Source organism: Sorangium sp. So ce131 (assembly GCF_051519095.1).
In the GTDB taxonomy this organism is placed as follows: Bacteria; Myxococcota_A; Polyangia; order Polyangiales; family Polyangiaceae; genus Sorangium.
In genome coordinates this window covers 1,927,679-1,943,089 of the sequence record NZ_CP150455.1, presented here as the reverse complement: position 1 = coordinate 1,943,089, position 15,411 = coordinate 1,927,679, and the positions used below count along the sequence as shown (strand labels likewise).

Below are 15,411 nucleotides of genomic sequence, written 5' to 3'. Positions count from 1 at the left end.
GGGGGGTGGTAAAGGGCCGCCCATGGCAAACCGCAAGAAGATCGCCCTCATCGGCGCCGGGAACATCGGTGGAGAGCTCGCGGCCCTCGTCGCCCGCAAGGAGCTCGGAGACGTCGTGCTCTTCGACATCCCCCAGAAGACCGACTTCGCGAAAGGCAAGGCGCTCGACCTCGAGCAGAACGGCGCCGTGCTCGGCTATGACGCCTCGATCAAGGGGACCTCGAGCTGGGCCGACTGTGCCGGGGCCGACGTCCTCATCGTCACGGCCGGCATCCCGCGCAAGCCGGGGCAGAGCCGCGACGACCTGGTCGCGACGAACCTGCCGATCATCCGCAGCGTGGCGGACGGCGCCAAGGAGCACTGCCCGGACGCGCTCGTCATCGTGATCTCGAACCCGATCGACGCGATGGTGTACGAGTTCAAGCGCCGCACGGGCTTCCCGCGCGAGCGCGTGCTCGGCATGGCCGGCGTGCTCGACAGCGCGCGATTCCAGCTGTTCCTCGCGCGCGAGGCGAACGTGTCGGTGAAGGACGTGCGCGCGATGGTGCTCGGCGGGCACGGCGACGACATGGTGCCCGTGCTGTCGGCGTGCACCATCAACGGCGTGCGGGCGACCGAGCTCATCAGCAAGGACAAGCTCGAGGCGATCGTCGCGAGGACGCGCAAGGGCGGCGGCGAGATCGTCGGGCTCATGGGGACGAGCGCGTACTACGCGCCGGCGTCGAGCGCCGTGGTGATGGCCGAGAGCTACCTGCTCGACCAGAAGCGGCTGCTGCCGGCGGCGGTGTACCTGGACGGGGAGTACGGGTACAAGGACCTCTACATGGGGGTGCCGGTCATCATCGGCGGCAAGGGCGTCGAGAAGATCGTCGAGCTGCCGCTGACCGCGGAAGAGAAAGAGATGCTCGCGAAGAGCGCGAAGAGCGTCCAGGGGATCACGGACGTCGTCAAGGCGGCGAGCTGAAGGGCAGATCCGGGGGGGACGCGCCGGCGGGGGGCTCTGCGCAGCAGGCGCGGGTGGGCGCTCGCCATTCGCCAAGACGGGGGCGGGATAGCTAAAGCATTGGACACCACCCGGCATGGCTCCCTTCGGGCCATGCCGGGTGAAACGTTATGGTGCGCGCCACACATGGCGCGCCTGGGACGAAGAGCCAGCTGAGGGGTTATGGCACCTCGGTCGGTGCTCGATCGCGCCCACCCGCGCCTGCTGCGCAGAGCCCCCCGCCGGCGCTTACGCGCGGACTGCGTAAGGGGATGGGGGGAAGAGGGGCAGCGGTGGTCAGGATGGCCAGGTGCCGGCGCGGGGGGAGGGCGGAGGGGCGTGGAGCGGGGGGGCGCCGACGGCGATGTCGCTGATGCGGTGGCAAAGCATGTTCATCATCTGCCAACCCTCGGTCAGCGCGGCGCGGAGAGAGGGGAGATCGAGGCGGGGGAAGGTCTTCAGGAGATCGTAGCCTAGCTGGAAATGATCGGCGTCGACCTGCGCGTGGATGGAGAAGTAATCGGCGTCCGGGAAGACCCGCTGGGACGCGGTGAGGAGAAGATCGGCGCAGCGCTCGATCACGAAGTGGACCAGGACCGCGCGCTCCTCCGTGGAGGCAGAGCCCATCTTCTCGACGAACCAAGACGAGGCGGCGGCGATGCCGCGATCCCAGGACGGGTGACGCGAGGAGCCGTGCATCCGGGCGAGCCTGCGGTTGTGGCCGACCTCGTCGAGGAGGTGATCCTCGGCGATCTTCTTCGCCCTCGGGTGCGACTCGAACACGATCCGGGCACACAGGACCCGCTGGAACGCGTCCGACCAGATCTGGAGCGCGCCGAGCATCCGCAGCTTCACGTCGTCGCTCAAGGCGACGCCGGAACGGACGAGCTGCATCAAAGGGTTCTGGAGGAACTCCCGAGCATGCGCCTCGTTCTCCTCGACGAGGCGATCCAGAGGAGATAAGGCGCGGAGGGGACCGTCCGACTCGGAGGCAGCGCACAGACACGGCGTGTCCCAGCGAGCACCCTCCCCCTCGAAATGGACGGAGATCGCAGAGAGGCCGGAGGGCGAACCGCCGACCAGGCCATGCAGCGCGCCGGGGGGAATCAGCACGATATCCCCGGCATGAACCCTCGACGGGACGCCGCCAAGGAGCTCGCCGGAGCCGTCGGTGACGATGACCATGCCCCTCACCGGCAGCTGCTGAGGCTCGAGCGTCTGGGACGCCTGGAGACGCACCCACCGCAGCGACAAACGACATGATTCCGGGATGAACTCCGAGATCTCTGCGTGATTCCGGAAGTCCTTGAACAGGCCCAGCAGGGCGCGCTCATCCGCCTTGAGAGACTCGATCGCAGGGATGTTCGCTGTGTTGATTACGCGCATCGACATCGTCCTCTGAGTCGACTTTGTGGTGCGCCGACTGTGCACGGTTCGACCGGCTGTGTCCAGACGACACGCGACATCAGATGGCGAAAGCCAGAGGGCTGGAGAGGGGAGAAAGCATGAAGTTCTCATAGACCCTCTCCAGCCTGGAGCGCTCGCCCGCAGGACGCCGCCCTCGCGCGGAGACCGACGAGCAGGGCGTCGAGACCGAACTCGAAGTCATCTGCCGCGCTGCGGCGGCCGAGCGCCGGCACGACCGCGGTGAGATGAGGGAACTCCTCGGGAGACAGATCGCCGTAACGAGGGGGTGAGACCTCGCCGGCAGCGATGGGGACGAAGGACGAGAGCGCGTTGCCGACGACGAACGCGACGAGGGCCTGAAACGCGCTGACACTCTCGCCAGGACCGAAGCCCGCGCCGCGCAGGACGCCGAGCGCCGCGTCGACGTGGCGGAGCACCGCCGGGGTCACCGCCGGACGAGACGCGAAGAGCGGGAGCGCGTTCGGGTGCGCGGCGAGCGCGCCGCGGAACGAGCGCGCGGCAGAGCGCAGCGCATCGATCCAGTCGGCGCGCGATGGTCCGAGGAGCGGCAAGCCGTCCAGGATCACCTCCTGCAGGCCGTCGAGGACCGCCGCCTTGCCGGGCACGTGGTTGTAAAGCGACATCGCCTCGACGCCGAGCTCCGCGCCGAGGCGGCGCATGCTGAGCGCCGCGAGCCCCTCGCGATCCACGATCGAGAGCGCAGCCTCCAGGATGCGCGCGCGAGAGAGCCCGCCGCGGACGTGCTTGACACCCGGATCGCTCCTTGACGGCATAAGGACTTACACCATAAGCTTACGGCGTAAGTCCATGGCATTCGGGCGGGTGCCCGAGGGAGGACGCGATGTGGGTGCAGAGGACGCGGACGGCGGGGGCGGGCGCGGCCCGGGCGGGGCTCGGCGCGGGCTTCGGCGTGGACGAGGAGGAGCTGCGGGACTGCGTCGGGTGGCTCTCGGTCCGGCGGCACTTCCGGGCGCAGGCCGCGGCGAACGTGCGGGTCGGCGAGCGGCTGGCCGAGGAGCTCGCCTCGCTGGGGTTCCGGACCTCGATCGAGGGGCCGTTCCGGAACGTGGTGGCGGTGCCCGCGCGGGCCGCGGACGCGCCGTACACGCTCGTCTGCGCCCACTACGACAGCGTGCCCTGGACGCCGGGCGCCGACGACAACGCGAGCGGGGTGGCGGTGGCGCTCGCGTGCGCGCGGGCCCTCGCGCGCGCGGCGCCCGACGCGCCGGTCGCGTTCGTCGCGTTCAACGCCGAGGAGGACGGGATGGCCGGCAGCGCCGATTTCGTCGCGCGCCTCGCGCGCGGGCGCGGGCGCGGGCTCCGCGTGCGCGAGGCGCACGTGCTCGAGATGCTCGGCTTCACCTCGCGCGCCCGCGGCTCGCAGCGCGCGCCGCTGCCGGTGCCCCTGCCGGGGGTGCCGGACGTGGGCGACTTCCTCGGCCTGCTCGGCGCCGGGCCGTCGAACGCCAGCGTCTCCGCCCTCGTCCGCACGGCGGAGGCGGCGACGCCGGATCTGCGGGTCGTGGGGCTCACGACGTACCTGGGCGTCGATCGGCTGCTCCCGGTCCTCCACCGGAGCGACCACTCACCGTTCTGGAAGGCCGGCATCCCGGCCGTGCTGTGGACGGACACCGCGGAGTTCCGCAACCCGAACTATCACCGCGCGACGGATCTCCCGGGCACGCTCGATTACGGGTTCATGCGGCGCGTGACCGAGCTCCTGCTCGCGAGCGTCGCGCCCGCCGGGGCATGATGACGCGCGGGGCGGATCGGGCAGAATGCGCCCGTGAACCAGGCGCCGATCACCCCCACCCTCCGCCGCGCCGTCGAGGCAGACCTGCCGGCGGTCATCCACCTGTTCTCGATCCCCGACGAGGGGAACCTCAAGACGGACCACCCCGGCCCGCCGCTCGACCTGCGGTACCGCGAGGCGCTCGCCGCCATCGCCGAGGACCCGAACAACGGCCTCTTCGTCGCGGAGGTCGAGGGGCGCGTCGCCGGCGCATTCCACCTGACCATCATCCAGTACGTGGCGAACCACGGCGGGCGGGTGGCGCAGATCGAGAACGTGATCGTCGATCCGAACATGCGGAGCCGCGGGCTCGGCGAGGCGATGATGCGCTGGGCCATCGACGAGGCGCGGCGGCGGGGGTGCTTCCGGGTGCAGCTCACGTCGAACAAGGTCCGGCGGCGCGCGCACCGGTTCTACGAGCGGCTCGGCTTCGTGGCGAGCCACGAGGGGATGAAGCTGAAGCTGTAGGCGCAGCCGGCTGGGCACCGGGCGGCGCGCTGTGTACCCTCGCGCAGGAGGTCGAGCGTGGCCGCGGCGAAGAAGACGACGACGAAGGCGACGGCGGCGAAGGCGTCAGCGACGACAACGAAGGCGACGGCGAAGGCGTCAGCGACGACAACGAAGGCCGCGGCGACGAAGGCCACGGCCACGAAGGCCAAACCCACAAAACCTGCGAGCACAGGCGCAGGAAGCGCGGGAACCTTCGAGGCGCTGCGCAGCATCCTCCAGCGCCACGCGCGCGACCTCGTCGTCGTGCACGACACGCCGGACAACTACTACCTCGACACGCGCACGATGGGCCCGAACAAGAAGCCGCTCTTCTTCGGGGCGGCGAGGGCGGGCCGGGCCTACACGAGCTTTTACCTGATGCCGGTCTACTCGGACCCCGAGCTGCTCGACGGGCTGAGCCCGGAGCTCAAGAAGCGCATGCAGGGCAAGTCCTGCTTCAACTTCAAGCAGCCCGAAACGGCGCTCCTCGCAGAGCTCGAGGCGCTGACCAGGCGCTGCTTCGAGCACTGGAAGGCGAGCGGCCGGATCTGAAGCGGACCGGGCGCGCCGGCACCGGAAGACGCCGGCGCCATCGCCGGTCGGAAGGCGCGCTCAGAGGAGCGGCTCCCCCTCGGATCCGAGCAGCGACAAGGGAAACACCGGCGCCCCGGCCAGCACGCCCTCGCAGTACCCCACCACGTCGGGGCCGCGCAGCGGCAAGCGCTTGAGCTCCCTCAGCGTGAACCAGCGCGCCTCGAGCGAGTGCTCGTCGGGCACGCTCTTCGGCGGCGTGTCGCCGCAGGGGCGCGCGAGGAAGATCACCCGCAGGCGCGCCTCGAACGCGCTCGGCGTGTGCTCGATGCGCAGGACGCCCTCGATCTCCACGGGGACGCCCGTCTCCTCCAGCGCCTCGCGCCGCGCCCCGTCCTCGAACGTCTCCCCGGGCTCGACGCGGCCCGCAGGCAGGTACCAGAGCTGGCCGTGCTTGCGCTCATGCACCAGGAGGAAGCGGTCCCCACGCTTCACCAGCACAACGGCGATGCACCAGGTCGGGATGGCGGCCGTGCGAGACATGGTAGAACCGGCGGACATCCTACCCGAAAGCGCGCGCCGCCACCCCGGCCCTCTCGTTGCCAGGCGCGCCGGGTGGCCGCCGCGAACGGCGCGCGCGCTGGAATGCCGATTGCCAAGAGGGCGTGCGCAGTGCGACACAACGGCCGCACCGCCCGGCGCCGGAGCGCCGGCCGCGGGCAGCCGCCACCAGCTTATCTGCGGAGAGATTCCATGCGCCGAAGCCTGATCCTGATGCTCCTCTCGTCCCTCGCCCTCGCGACCGCCGCCTGCCCGAGCAGCCAGCAACAACCCGCGGAGGCGCCCGCGGGCGCCTCCGCCGAGGCGCCCGCGGGCGCAGGGACAGAGACCGCGCCCGCCACCCGCGAGGCCGCGGACGTGGACACCTGCACGGACAAGCAGCCGACAGGCGACCCGCCGACCTGCCCGACGGGCTGCCTCTGGGACAGCGCCAACAAGAAATGCATCCAGGACCGCGGCGTGATCGTCGACGAGCGCCCGGAGCTGCCCGTGCGCGATCCGATCGTCAACCCGACGCCGGCGCCGACGATGGCCCCGACACCGGCGCCGACGACGATCCCGACGCCGACGCCGAAGCCGACGAAGTAACCCACGCGCGCGCATCGGCGAGCAACCCCAGCGTGAGCGGCCGCAACGTCACGCCCGAGCCGCTCGCCTCGGCGATCGCTTCCTCCAGGACCTCGGCCCCGATCTCGCCGCGCCGCGCGCGCTGCAGGAGCTCCCAGAGCCGCGCGGCGATCGCCAGGTTACGGTCTCCGCGCGCGCCGGCGAGCTCCCCGGCCGCGCGGGCGTCGGCGAACGCGCGCTCGAAGCGCCCGGCCAGGGCCAGGATCTCCGCGCGCCGGAGCAGCGTCAGCGCGCGGCGGCGGTCGCCGTGCGCGCGCTGCAGCGCCTCGGCCTCGTCGGCGGCCGCGAGCGCGCCGTCGAGGTCGCCGACGCGGCGGAGCGCGTCCGCGCGCAGCGACAGCGCGCTCGCGCGCAGCGCGGGATCCCCCGCCTCGGCCGCGAGCTCGGCCGTGCGGCCGGCCGTCGCGGCGGCCTCGGCGGCGCGGCCGGCCCGGAGCAGGAAGGCGGCGAGGTTCGTGAGCACGAGGCGGAGCTGGCCGCGCATGCCGTCCGCCTCGGCCTGGGCCGCGATGCGGCCGAGCCGGTCGATCGCCGCGGCGAGCCGGCCGCGCTCGGCCTCGAGCACCGCCAGGTCGGCCTCGATGTGCAGCCGGTGCCAGCTCGACCCGAGCGCGGCGGCGATCGCGAGCGCGCGGGTGAGGTCCTCCTCGGCGACGTCGAGGTCGCGGCGGTTCGAGGCGTAGTTCAGCTCGAAGCGCAGCACGCGCGCCCCGAACTCCAGCGCGGGGCCCGCGCGCGCCGCGAGCGCGACCGCCTCGCCCGCGAGCGCCACGGCGCGCTCCGAGGCGGCGACCCCGGCGAGCGCCATGCGCGCCTCGCAGCGGAGGGCCAGGTCGGGCTGGGCGTCGGCGTCCGCGAGCAGCACCGGGTCGTCGTAGCCCTCCTCGCGCATGCCCCGCGCGACCTCGAGGCGGCAGATCCGGCGCCGCAGCGAGACCGCCGGGCTGGCCGCGGGGAACACCGCGGCGCGCGCGTCGAGCGCGTCGATCCGCCGCCGCGCCTCCTCGAGCTTGCGGCCGCGCAGGAGGGCGCGCACCGCCTCGATCTCGGCGGCGGCGCGCTCGTCCGGATCCTCGGCGAGGGCGGCGAGGCGGTCGCCGAGCTCCACCGCCTCGGCGAACAGGCCCGCCGACACCGCGGCCTCCGTCGCCCGGCGGAGCCAGCGCCGCGCCTCCGCGGCCGCGCCGAGGCGCTCGTAGCCCGCCGCGAGGAACGCGGCGTCCGCGGCGGCCTGCGGGCCGCGGGCGACCGTGTCGAGCAGCGCGCGGTGCAGGCGGCGCAGCCAGGGCCGCGGCCGGACCAGGTTGAGCACGGCCTGGCGCACCATCTCCTGGGCGAAGCCGTACTCCTGTCCGCCCTTCGAGGCGACGAGGATGCCCGCGTCGACCAGGGCGACCAGCGCGACCTCCAGCGCCTCGTCGTCGTCGTCGCCGCCGACGACCTCGGCGAGCACGTCCGCGCCGAGGCCGCCGCCGTAGAGCGCCGCCGCGGCCAGGGCGCGCAGGGCGAGGCGGCCGGCGTCGCTTCCGGGATCGAGGTAACCGGCGAGGCGCGCGGTCACGAGGTCGGCGACGCCGGGGACGCCGCGGTCGAGCAGGTCGGGCGCGGCGGCGTCCCACGCGCCCTTCCGGTAGACGAGCGCGCCGGTCTCGCGCCAGGCGACGAGCGCGTGCACGATGAAGAAGGGCACGCCGCCGGCGCCGCGCACCACCGCGCGCTCGAGCGCGGGCGCGACCGGGAGCGTGGCCTGGGCGAGGCGCGCGGCGTCGTCGTCGCCGAGCGGCCCGAGGGCGAGGTGCCGGGCGCCGGGGCGGGTGCGCCCGCGCAGCTCGCCGAGCAGGGCGCGCAGGGGCGGCGGAGGGCTCGGCTCGTCGCGCGCGGTCGCGAGGACGAGGAGGCGCGGCCCGGCGCCGTGGCGCGACGCGGCGCCGTAAGACGGCGCGGCGCCGTGGGACGACGAGGCGCCCTGGCCCGGCGCGGCGCCGGCGCCGACGCGCTCGATCAGGAGGCGCAGCAGCGCGAGGGTGTGGGCGTCGGCCCACTGGAGGTCGTCGATGGCGAGCACCAGCCGCGCCTCGGCGCTGGCCCAGAGCAGCGCGTCCTCCACGCCCTCCAGGGCGGCGGCGGCGTCCGGCGCGCCGGGGAGCACGCTCGGCGACAGCGCCCGCTCGATCGCGTCCTGGAGCAGGCCGAGCGCGCCGGCGTCCTCGGGCGCGAGCGCCTCCAGCGCGCGGAGCAGCGGCCGGAGGGGGCTCTTCCGCTCCGGGGAGCAGGCGGCGCGGAGGACGCGGCCCTCGGCGGCGCCCACGCGGTCGATCGCGGCGGCGAGCAGGCGGGTGCGGCCGATGCCGAGCGGGCCGGTGATCAAGGCGGCGCGGACGCCGCCGTCGCGCGCCTCCGCGGCGAGGCGCGCGACCGCGGCGAGGGCGTCGCCGCGGCCGACCAGCGGGGCGTGCGGGCGCGGCTCGGGCGGGTCGACGGTCTCGGTGGGCGAGGCGGGGCTCGGGATGGCGCAGGGCGGGACCGCCGCCGGGCGCTGGTCGCCGGCGTGGTCCGCGTCGGGCGCGGTGGTGACGTCGCGCCGGGCGAGGTCGGCGTCCGGGTAGCCGCGCTCGGCGCGCACGGTCGCCGGCAGCCGGTCGCGCGGCGCCTCCGGCAGCCGCTCGCGCGGCGCCTCCGGCAGCCGCTCGCGCGCCGTCGCCGGCAGCCGGTCGCGCGGCGCCTCCGGCAGCCGGTCGCGCGCCGTCGCCGGCAGCCGGTCGCGCGGCGCCTCCGGCAGCGAGTCGCGGAGGGAGACGCCGAGCGCGCGCTCGAGCTCGCGCGCGACCCACTCGGCATGGCGCGGGCGCGCGCCCGGATCCGGATCGAGCAGGAGGGCGGTGAGGCGCGCGAGCGGCTCGATCTCGGGCTTGTCCGGCGGGAGCAGCGCGTCGAGCCGGGGCGGGTGTTTCCGGGCGAGGAGCGCCTCGATCCCGCCCATCGCGTCGACGGGGAGCTGGCCGGTGCACAGGCGGAAGAGGGTGGCGCCGAGGGCGTAGAGGTCGGTCCCAGGGGAGGCGGGGCCGCCGAGGAGCAGCTCCGGCGCCATGTAGCCGCGGGATCCGAAGAGGGGCCGATCCCCCGCGCTGCCGGCCGAGCTGCGGGAGGGGTCGTCGACGACGATGCCGAAGTCGATGAGCTTGTAGGCGCGCGCGGCGGGGCCTCGGCCGGAGGCTTCGCCGGGATCCGGGGCGCGCTCCACGATGTTGCCCGGCTTGACGTCGTGGTGCACGAGGCCGGCGGCGTGCACGGCCGACAGCGCCCAGGCGACGCCGAGGGCGGCCTCGGCGGCCTCGCGGGGGTCGAGGCGGCCGGCCTGCTCCAGGCGGCGGTCGAGGCTCTCGCCGGCGACGTGCTCCATGGCGAGGCCGACCACGCCCCAGGCGTCGTCGCGGTGGAGGGCGTAGAAGCGGACGACGTTGGGGTGCTCGACCCGGCAGAGGGCGCGCGCCTCGTCGAGGATGGCGTCGCGCCAGCCTGCGGCCTCCCGCGAGCCCGGGGCGAGGCCGTCCGGCAGGAAGAAGAGCTTGACCGCGGCGTCGCGGAGCTTGCGGCCGTCGTAGATCTCCTCCGCCAGCCACACCGGGGCGAAGCCGCCGCGGCCCAGCTGGCGCACGAGCCGGAAGGGGCCGATCCAGCGCTCCGCCTCGGGGCGCTGGAGGAACACGGGCGCGGAGGAGGAAGCGGGGAGCGGCATCCGAGCCGGCGACGATGCTACCGCGGCGCGGCCGGCGCGGGTGTACTCCTTGCGCTGACATGGCGTGCGCGGCGCGCGGGAGGTGCGGGCCGGCGTCGGCCCTGCGCGCGGCGCGGCGGAGGTGGGGCCTCACCTGTCTCGCAGGTCGCGCGTGGCCGCGCGAACCCCCACGAGCCGCCAGCCGCCCAGGCCCTCCGCCGCGCGCTCCGTGACGCCGGCATCCCCGAGGTGAAGGCACCGCGAATAGCCGAGCGCCGTTCCGATGATCCCCGCAGCGCAGCGCTCGACGATGCGGCTCAGCGTGCCGACGAATTCACCGTCGGAGCGGCGGGCCGGGAAGGAGTTGAACCGGGGGTCATCGTCGGCTCAGATTCCCCAGAAGGCCGAGCCCACGGACAACGTCGGGCGGATTCCGCGGAGCGTCGGAGACCTCACGTCCGGCGCGGTGCCCTCGATCGTGCCGTTCACCTGCTCGATGAACCCCTCCACTCCGAGGCGGAACTGCAGCTCCTTTATCATCCGCAGCTCGATGAACCCCGTCGCCTGCGTGCGCCAGTCGAGCGGCAACTTCGCCGGATAGCCCGAGATGCCGAGCTCGGTGCTGCAGCCGCCCGCGGCAGCGCAGTCGTAGTAGGTCAAGCTGAGGCCGAAGCCCAAGCCGGCCTGAAAGCCCTTGTCGTCGGGGGCGCTGTCGAACGGCACGAAGAAGGCCGCGTCCAGCGCGCCGTAGCCCTGGCCGGCCAGCTCTGTGCTCTCGAAAGCGTCAGCCCTCACCTTCCGGTAGCCGCCGCGAGCCTGGAGGAGGACGCTCCGCGAGAGGTTCAGCCGCGCCGCGAGGGCGACGTCGAGGTTCCGGATCGCCTGGGCGTGGGCGTCCTCGGGCTCTCCCCCGGAGGTCTCCGCGATGGGTGGCGCGCTCACGCGCGGAAAGAAGCCGACCGCACCGAGCACGTGGAAGCCGAAGCTGTAGGTATACGCTCGCTCGAGCCGCTCGCGCTGGAACTTGGCGACGGCGGACCGAGCTGCCTTCAGCGCTTCTGCCTCGACGCGCGACTTCCGCTCGTCGATCAGCTTGTGGATCTGCTCGCGGAGCTGCGCGATCTCGCTGTAGAGGGCAAGATCCGGCCCGCTGAGGCCGGCCGGCGCGTCGGGGAGCTTGCTGTTGTCGTAGAGCTCCTTGGGCTTCGCGCCCAGAGCTCCAGCGCTCATCGCCTTGCATGCAGCGTCCGTCTCTGCCGTGGCGACGCACAGCGCCGAGCGCGGGGCCGCCTTGCTGCACTCATCGAGTCGAGCGCACAGAGCGCTCACCAACGGACGTATGGATGCGTCAACTTGCTGCTCCACGCTCTCTCGTGGAGCTTTTTCCTCCGGCGTCGCCTCCGGCAGCTTGTCGGCCGCGAGCCGTGCGCGCGCCAGGTTGTAGCCCCACGACGCTCCGACCGCGAAGGAACCGGAGTCCTCGACGAGGAGCCCGAGGCGGGTCTCGGACCACCACGGGCCGTACAGCCCGGGGGTGAGGAGCGGCGCCACGCTGAGCGTCGCGGTCGTCTTGTTCGGCTGCGCAAACGTCAGTCGAGCCGCCGCGAACTCGCTGTCGAAAAGGTTAGGTATCCCACGGATATCGCTCCCGACCGACGGCGTGGCGGCGCCGGCGACCTGCAGCTCGGGCACGGCGTTGCCGTCTGCGAGCGCGGGATCCGCGATGAGGAGGGCGGGCAGCAGCAGCGACGCGGCGGCATGCTTCATTGCGGCCTCCTGGGGATGGTGATGGTCTTGCTCACGGGTTCGACTGCATTCGGCGCGACCGTGAGGTTCTTGCAGAGATCTTCTGTCTTGCTGGGATCGGGCGCATGATCGTAGTGCGCCGTGATCGTGAGACCCTTCATTGCCGTGTTGGTGGCCGGATCGTCCACCACGACGCCAATGGCCCAGGCCGAGCTGGATCCATACGCCACATACCTGTCGGACACATGAAGCTTGTCGCCGCGCTTTACCTGCGCAGGCGGCGATTTCTCCTGGCCGGACTCGATGATTTTGACGCCGGCGCCGTCGGCCAGGATATATCGGATGTGGAGCGACGAGTGGCCACTCGTCCAAGAGAAAGAGATTTTCATTGCTTCCTCGTCCAGCGGCGGATGAATGTGCGCCGCCTTTCCTTCGTGTCGCCTGATCGATCCCGTGGAGCTCTGGGCAGGGCTCCGTCGGCTCATCCCCTGATGCTTCCGCGAGGCTCGGGACGACTCCGCTGCACCGGACTCGAGTCGTCCCGGACGGTTGTGCAACCTGCGTGCCGCTCGACGTCGCTGGCTGGACGATCACGCACCGAGCGTTCTTCTGCTGCGGGTGCTCCAAGTGTTCCGTGCGCTCGCAAGCGTTGCGGCGGGGCGCAAGAACGGCGTCACCCTCGGGGCGGAGGGCGAGCGCGAGCGCCTCCGGCGGGCCGAGGCCGGCAGCTCGCCGAGCTCGTCGCGAGAGGACATCGCCAGGTGCTCTAGGCGGACGTGTTCAACGGGATGCGGAGGCGCAGAGGTTCTCGGGGCGCGCTCCGGTCCACCCGCCCCCGTCATGGTGGGGCGGCGCGGCCGGCTCGATCCCTAGGACGGCGCGACTGCGCCCGGCTCATCGGTCGCCCGGAAGATGTCTTCGGGGCTAGGGCTCGGGCCGCAGGGGCAGGCCAAACAGCGGGAAAAGCTGCTGGGCATCGAGGAACGAGCACACCCCGACGATCTCCCCGCCGGACATCTCGATGACCTGGATCGCCCACGGCTCGAAGCTACCGCCCGATCCGCTCGGACGGTACTGCCCCAGCGCGGGTGATCCGTTCGCCACCGTCGCGACCAGCCGCGAGCCCTTGCACCCCGCGCCCACCTTGAGGAGCCACGCGCGCACCGAGGGGCGCCCCCGCAGCCAGAGCCGGTAGGGCGGCATCGACCAGGTCGCGTCCTCGCGGAGCAGCGATATCAAGGCGTCGATGTCCTGCCGCACGAAGGCCTCGACGTAGCGGGCCAGCAGGGACTGCTGCGCTTCGTTCAACGGATCATGGAGGTCGGTCTTCTCCTCCTGGCCCAGCGTCGCCCGGGCGCGCTGCAGCGCGCTGTTGACCGACGCAACGGTCATCCCGAGCAGCTCGGCGATCTCCGCGGCCTCCCAGGAGAGGACGTCCTTCAGCAGCAGCACCGCGCGCTGCCGGGGCGGGAGCCGCTGCAGCGCGGCGACGAACGCGAGCCGGATCCTCTGCCGCGACGAGACCAGCTCCGCCGGATCACACGACGCCGCCAGCGCCCGACCGTCGGGGATGGGCAGGATCCACGTCGCCTCCGGCAGCGTGTCGAGGACCGGGTTCTCGGCCGACCCCACCGGCCCGAGATCCATCGGGCGAGCCCGCCGCGCCCGGCCTTCGAGCATGTCGAGGCACACGTTGGTGGCGATGCGGTGCAGCCACGATCGCAGCGACGCGCGGCCCTCGAACTGATCGAAGCTCCGCCACGCCCGCACCATCGTCTCCTGCACGGCGTCGTCCGCGTCGAACGCGGAGCCGAGCATCCGGTAGCAGTAGCCGGTCAGCTCCCGCCGGTGCTGTTCCAGGCGCAGATCCACCTCAGGGGAGGGGGCGCTGGCCGCGGAGCTGGAGGAGATATCCATGGCGGTAGATTACCTCGTGGGATGTTGCCGGGAACAGCATCGACGTGATGCCGGGCGCTTCATCCCCTGGCCTTCACGACCCCACCGCCCTTCGCCCGCGCAGTTGGTGCCTTTGCGGCCCCATTCCCCTTTGCCCGCTCACCCTCCACCTTCGCGGCCCCATTCCCCTTCCCCCGCACAGCAGGTGCCTTCGCGGCTCCATTCCCCTTGGCCCGTGCGGCCTCCACCTTTGCGGCCCCATTCCCCTTTGCCCGCGCAGCCTCCACCTTCGCAGCCTCATTCCCCTTTGCCCGCGCGGCCTCCACCCTCGCGGCCCCACTCCCCTTCCCCCGCGCAGCAGGCGCCTTCGCTGCGCCACCCTCCTTCTCGGCCCCACTCCCCTTCCCCCGCGCGGCGGGCGCCTTCGCCGGTCCAGCCTTCTCGAAGCGCACCTCGAACGCGGTGGCGTCCGCCTCGACGAAGCGGAGGAGCGCCTCCCCTTCCCCCGCGAGCTCTTCGCGCGCCTCCCTGGACAGGGCCTCGAACGGCTCGACCACGAGCGTGGCCGAGGCCCTTTTCCGCTCGATCGTCCAGGTGCCGGCCACGAAGCCGTCCACGAGGAACGTCGGGAGAATACGCAGGTTGGCGGACAGGAGGATCCGCCCGCGATGCTCGTCCGCGATGACCCGCGTGCGGTCGTCGTGCGCGAGCAGGAGGTTGTCGTAATCGGGAAGAAACCGGACGGGCGCGGCGGTGTCCCCGGGCGGGCGCGGCGCGTCGGGAAGATCGAAGAGCTCCCGGCCTCGCTCGTCGCGGAACGTACAGAGCTGCCCGCGCAGGGCGTGGAGCACATCCTTCATCCGAGGCAGGCCGGCCCACGCCTGCACGTCGGTCGCGGTCGCCGGGCCGAACGACGCGAGGTAACGGAGCACGAGCGCGTGAGGTCCGTCGCCCTCGCGGAACGGTTTGCGCAGCCACGACGCCGCCGGGGCGAAATCCGCCGTTCCCGGGTAACCCCACGGCGTCTCCGTGGGCACCTGGACGATCGGCAGGTGCATGCGCACCGCCAGGGCCATGGCCCGCACGTCGCCCTCGGGGTGGAGCGCGGCCAGGTGATCGCGCAGCTCGTCCATGGTCCGGGGGTCCTCGTCGAAGTACTCGCGCGCCTCGGCGACCAGCCGATCGATGTCGAGGGCCTCCGCGCGCGCGCGGAGGATCGACCGCACCGCCGCATGGAGCACCGGCGCGATCGCCGGCTGCATCTCCAGGTAGTCCTTCGCGCTCACGAGGTGCAGCGTGCCGCGCAAGAACGGCGCGCGGACGACCTCGCGGCGCAGGGCCAGCTGGACCAGCTCCTCGCGTCGAAACCCCTCGAGCCGCGACCAGAGCCCGATGAAGGGCGGCCGCGCCAGCTGGGCCTGGAGGGCGACCAGCCGCTCGATCCCGCGGAGGGCCGTGGTCCGCTCCCGCGCGAGCAGCATCTGTCGCGCGAGCGTGGCCCGGTTCAGCTCTCTTCGTGTCAGCGTCGTGGTGGGCATGCGGTCCGGCGAGCTTACCCGAAACCCCGCAGCGCCAACGTCGGGTCCCGAGCCCGCGCCGGCGTGTGCTCCGGGGCCTCGCGCCGCTGCGCCGAAAGCGGGCGCG

The 15,411-nt window shown here is 73.0% G+C and carries 13 protein-coding genes; 5 read left to right on the top strand and 8 right to left on the bottom strand.

The genetic code is table 11. From position 1 onward, the window contains the following. The first annotated feature begins 22 nt into the window (after window positions 1-22). A complete protein-coding gene (mdh, locus tag WMF43_RS07080) occupies window positions 23-964 on the top strand; it encodes a malate dehydrogenase (protein WP_437678478.1) in 942 nt (313 codons plus the stop codon). A 315-nt stretch (window positions 965-1,279) separates the two neighbouring features. On the opposite strand, the gene WMF43_RS07075 is transcribed toward mdh, so the two are convergent. Together WMF43_RS07075 and WMF43_RS07070 are read right to left on the bottom strand one after the other, a co-directional pair. Next, window positions 1,280-2,368 (bottom strand): cupin domain-containing protein, encoded by a 1,089-nt coding sequence (locus WMF43_RS07075; protein ID WP_437678476.1) that lies wholly within the window; start codon window positions 2,366-2,368, stop codon window positions 1,280-1,282. 128 nt (window positions 2,369-2,496) lie between these two features. Then, window positions 2,497-3,183 carry a TetR/AcrR family transcriptional regulator C-terminal domain-containing protein gene (locus WMF43_RS07070; RefSeq protein WP_437678474.1) on the bottom strand — a complete coding sequence of 229 codons (687 nt, stop codon included), beginning with the start codon at window positions 3,181-3,183 and terminating at the stop codon, window positions 2,497-2,499. Between the two features lie 68 nt (window positions 3,184-3,251). On the opposite strand from WMF43_RS07070, the gene WMF43_RS07065 reads away from it, so the two are divergent. The 3 genes from WMF43_RS07065 to WMF43_RS07055 are packed head-to-tail and all read left to right on the top strand — an operon-like array spanning window position 3,252 to window position 5,243. After that, complete coding sequence (locus WMF43_RS07065; RefSeq protein WP_437678472.1) at window positions 3,252-4,163, top strand: M20/M25/M40 family metallo-hydrolase; 912 nt, start codon at window positions 3,252-3,254, stop codon at window positions 4,161-4,163. 33 nt (window positions 4,164-4,196) lie between these two features. Next, entirely contained in the window at window positions 4,197-4,670 is a 474-nt protein-coding gene (locus WMF43_RS07060; RefSeq protein ID WP_437678470.1) for a GNAT family N-acetyltransferase, read from the top strand. 57 nt (window positions 4,671-4,727) lie between these two features. Next, entirely contained in the window at window positions 4,728-5,243 is a 516-nt protein-coding gene (locus WMF43_RS07055; RefSeq protein WP_437678469.1) for a hypothetical protein, read from the top strand. 60 nt (window positions 5,244-5,303) lie between these two features. Here the strand turns inward: WMF43_RS07055 and WMF43_RS07050 are convergent, their stop codons facing one another. Then, window positions 5,304-5,765, bottom strand: coding sequence for an NUDIX hydrolase (locus WMF43_RS07050; RefSeq protein ID WP_437678467.1), 462 nt, complete (start codon window positions 5,763-5,765; stop codon window positions 5,304-5,306). A gap of 210 nt (window positions 5,766-5,975) precedes the next feature. Between WMF43_RS07050 and WMF43_RS07045 the strand changes: the two genes are divergently transcribed. Then, window positions 5,976-6,371 carry a hypothetical protein gene (locus WMF43_RS07045; protein WP_437678465.1) on the top strand — a complete coding sequence of 132 codons (396 nt, stop codon included), beginning with the start codon at window positions 5,976-5,978 and terminating at the stop codon, window positions 6,369-6,371. Here WMF43_RS07045 and WMF43_RS07040 read toward each other — a convergent pair. The 5 genes from WMF43_RS07040 to WMF43_RS07020 all read right to left on the bottom strand — a co-directional run bounded on the left by WMF43_RS07040 (window position 6,289) and on the right by WMF43_RS07020 (window position 15,305). Then, window positions 6,289-10,146: a serine/threonine-protein kinase gene (locus WMF43_RS07040; RefSeq protein ID WP_437678463.1), complete on the bottom strand. Its 3,858-nt coding sequence runs from the start codon at window positions 10,144-10,146 to the stop codon at window positions 6,289-6,291. The two genes, WMF43_RS07045 and WMF43_RS07040, sit on opposite strands and share 83 nt — an antisense overlap. Before the next feature lie 366 nt (window positions 10,147-10,512). Continuing rightward, window positions 10,513-11,892 (bottom strand): hypothetical protein, encoded by a 1,380-nt coding sequence (locus tag WMF43_RS07035; RefSeq protein WP_437678461.1) that lies wholly within the window; start codon window positions 11,890-11,892, stop codon window positions 10,513-10,515. Continuing rightward, window positions 11,889-12,356: a hypothetical protein gene (locus tag WMF43_RS07030; protein ID WP_437678459.1), complete on the bottom strand. Its 468-nt coding sequence runs from the start codon at window positions 12,354-12,356 to the stop codon at window positions 11,889-11,891. The genes WMF43_RS07035 and WMF43_RS07030 overlap by 4 nt, the downstream gene beginning before the upstream one ends. Window positions 12,357-12,795: 439 nt before the next feature. Beyond that, entirely contained in the window at window positions 12,796-13,788 is a 993-nt protein-coding gene (locus tag WMF43_RS07025) for a sigma-70 family RNA polymerase sigma factor (RefSeq protein WP_437678457.1), read from the bottom strand. Between the two features lie 59 nt (window positions 13,789-13,847). Beyond that, the gene (locus WMF43_RS07020; protein WP_437678455.1) at window positions 13,848-15,305 is read right to left on the bottom strand and encodes a DNA glycosylase AlkZ-like family protein; all 1,458 of its coding nucleotides are present in this window, start codon (window positions 15,303-15,305) and stop codon (window positions 13,848-13,850) included. Between the last annotated feature and the right edge of the window lie 106 nt (window positions 15,306-15,411).

Coding starts and splice junctions, on each gene's coding strand:
- mdh (WP_437678478.1), top strand. CDS start 23: ATGGCAAACCGCAAGAAGATCGCCCTCATCGGCGCCGGGAACATCGGT.
- WMF43_RS07075 (WP_437678476.1), bottom strand. CDS start 2,368: ATGCGCGTAATCAACACAGCGAACATCCCTGCGATCGAGTCTCTCAAG.
- WMF43_RS07070 (WP_437678474.1), bottom strand. CDS start 3,183: ATGCCGTCAAGGAGCGATCCGGGTGTCAAGCACGTCCGCGGCGGGCTC.
- WMF43_RS07065 (WP_437678472.1), top strand. CDS start 3,252: ATGTGGGTGCAGAGGACGCGGACGGCGGGGGCGGGCGCGGCCCGGGCG.
- WMF43_RS07050 (WP_437678467.1), bottom strand. CDS start 5,765: ATGTCTCGCACGGCCGCCATCCCGACCTGGTGCATCGCCGTTGTGCTG.
- WMF43_RS07045 (WP_437678465.1), top strand. CDS start 5,976: ATGCGCCGAAGCCTGATCCTGATGCTCCTCTCGTCCCTCGCCCTCGCG.
- WMF43_RS07040 (WP_437678463.1), bottom strand. CDS start 10,146: ATGCCGCTCCCCGCTTCCTCCTCCGCGCCCGTGTTCCTCCAGCGCCCC.
- WMF43_RS07035 (WP_437678461.1), bottom strand. CDS start 11,892: ATGAAGCATGCCGCCGCGTCGCTGCTGCTGCCCGCCCTCCTCATCGCG.
- WMF43_RS07030 (WP_437678459.1), bottom strand. CDS start 12,356: ATGAGCCGACGGAGCCCTGCCCAGAGCTCCACGGGATCGATCAGGCGA.
- WMF43_RS07025 (WP_437678457.1), bottom strand. CDS start 13,788: ATGGATATCTCCTCCAGCTCCGCGGCCAGCGCCCCCTCCCCTGAGGTG.
- WMF43_RS07020 (WP_437678455.1), bottom strand. CDS start 15,305: ATGCCCACCACGACGCTGACACGAAGAGAGCTGAACCGGGCCACGCTC.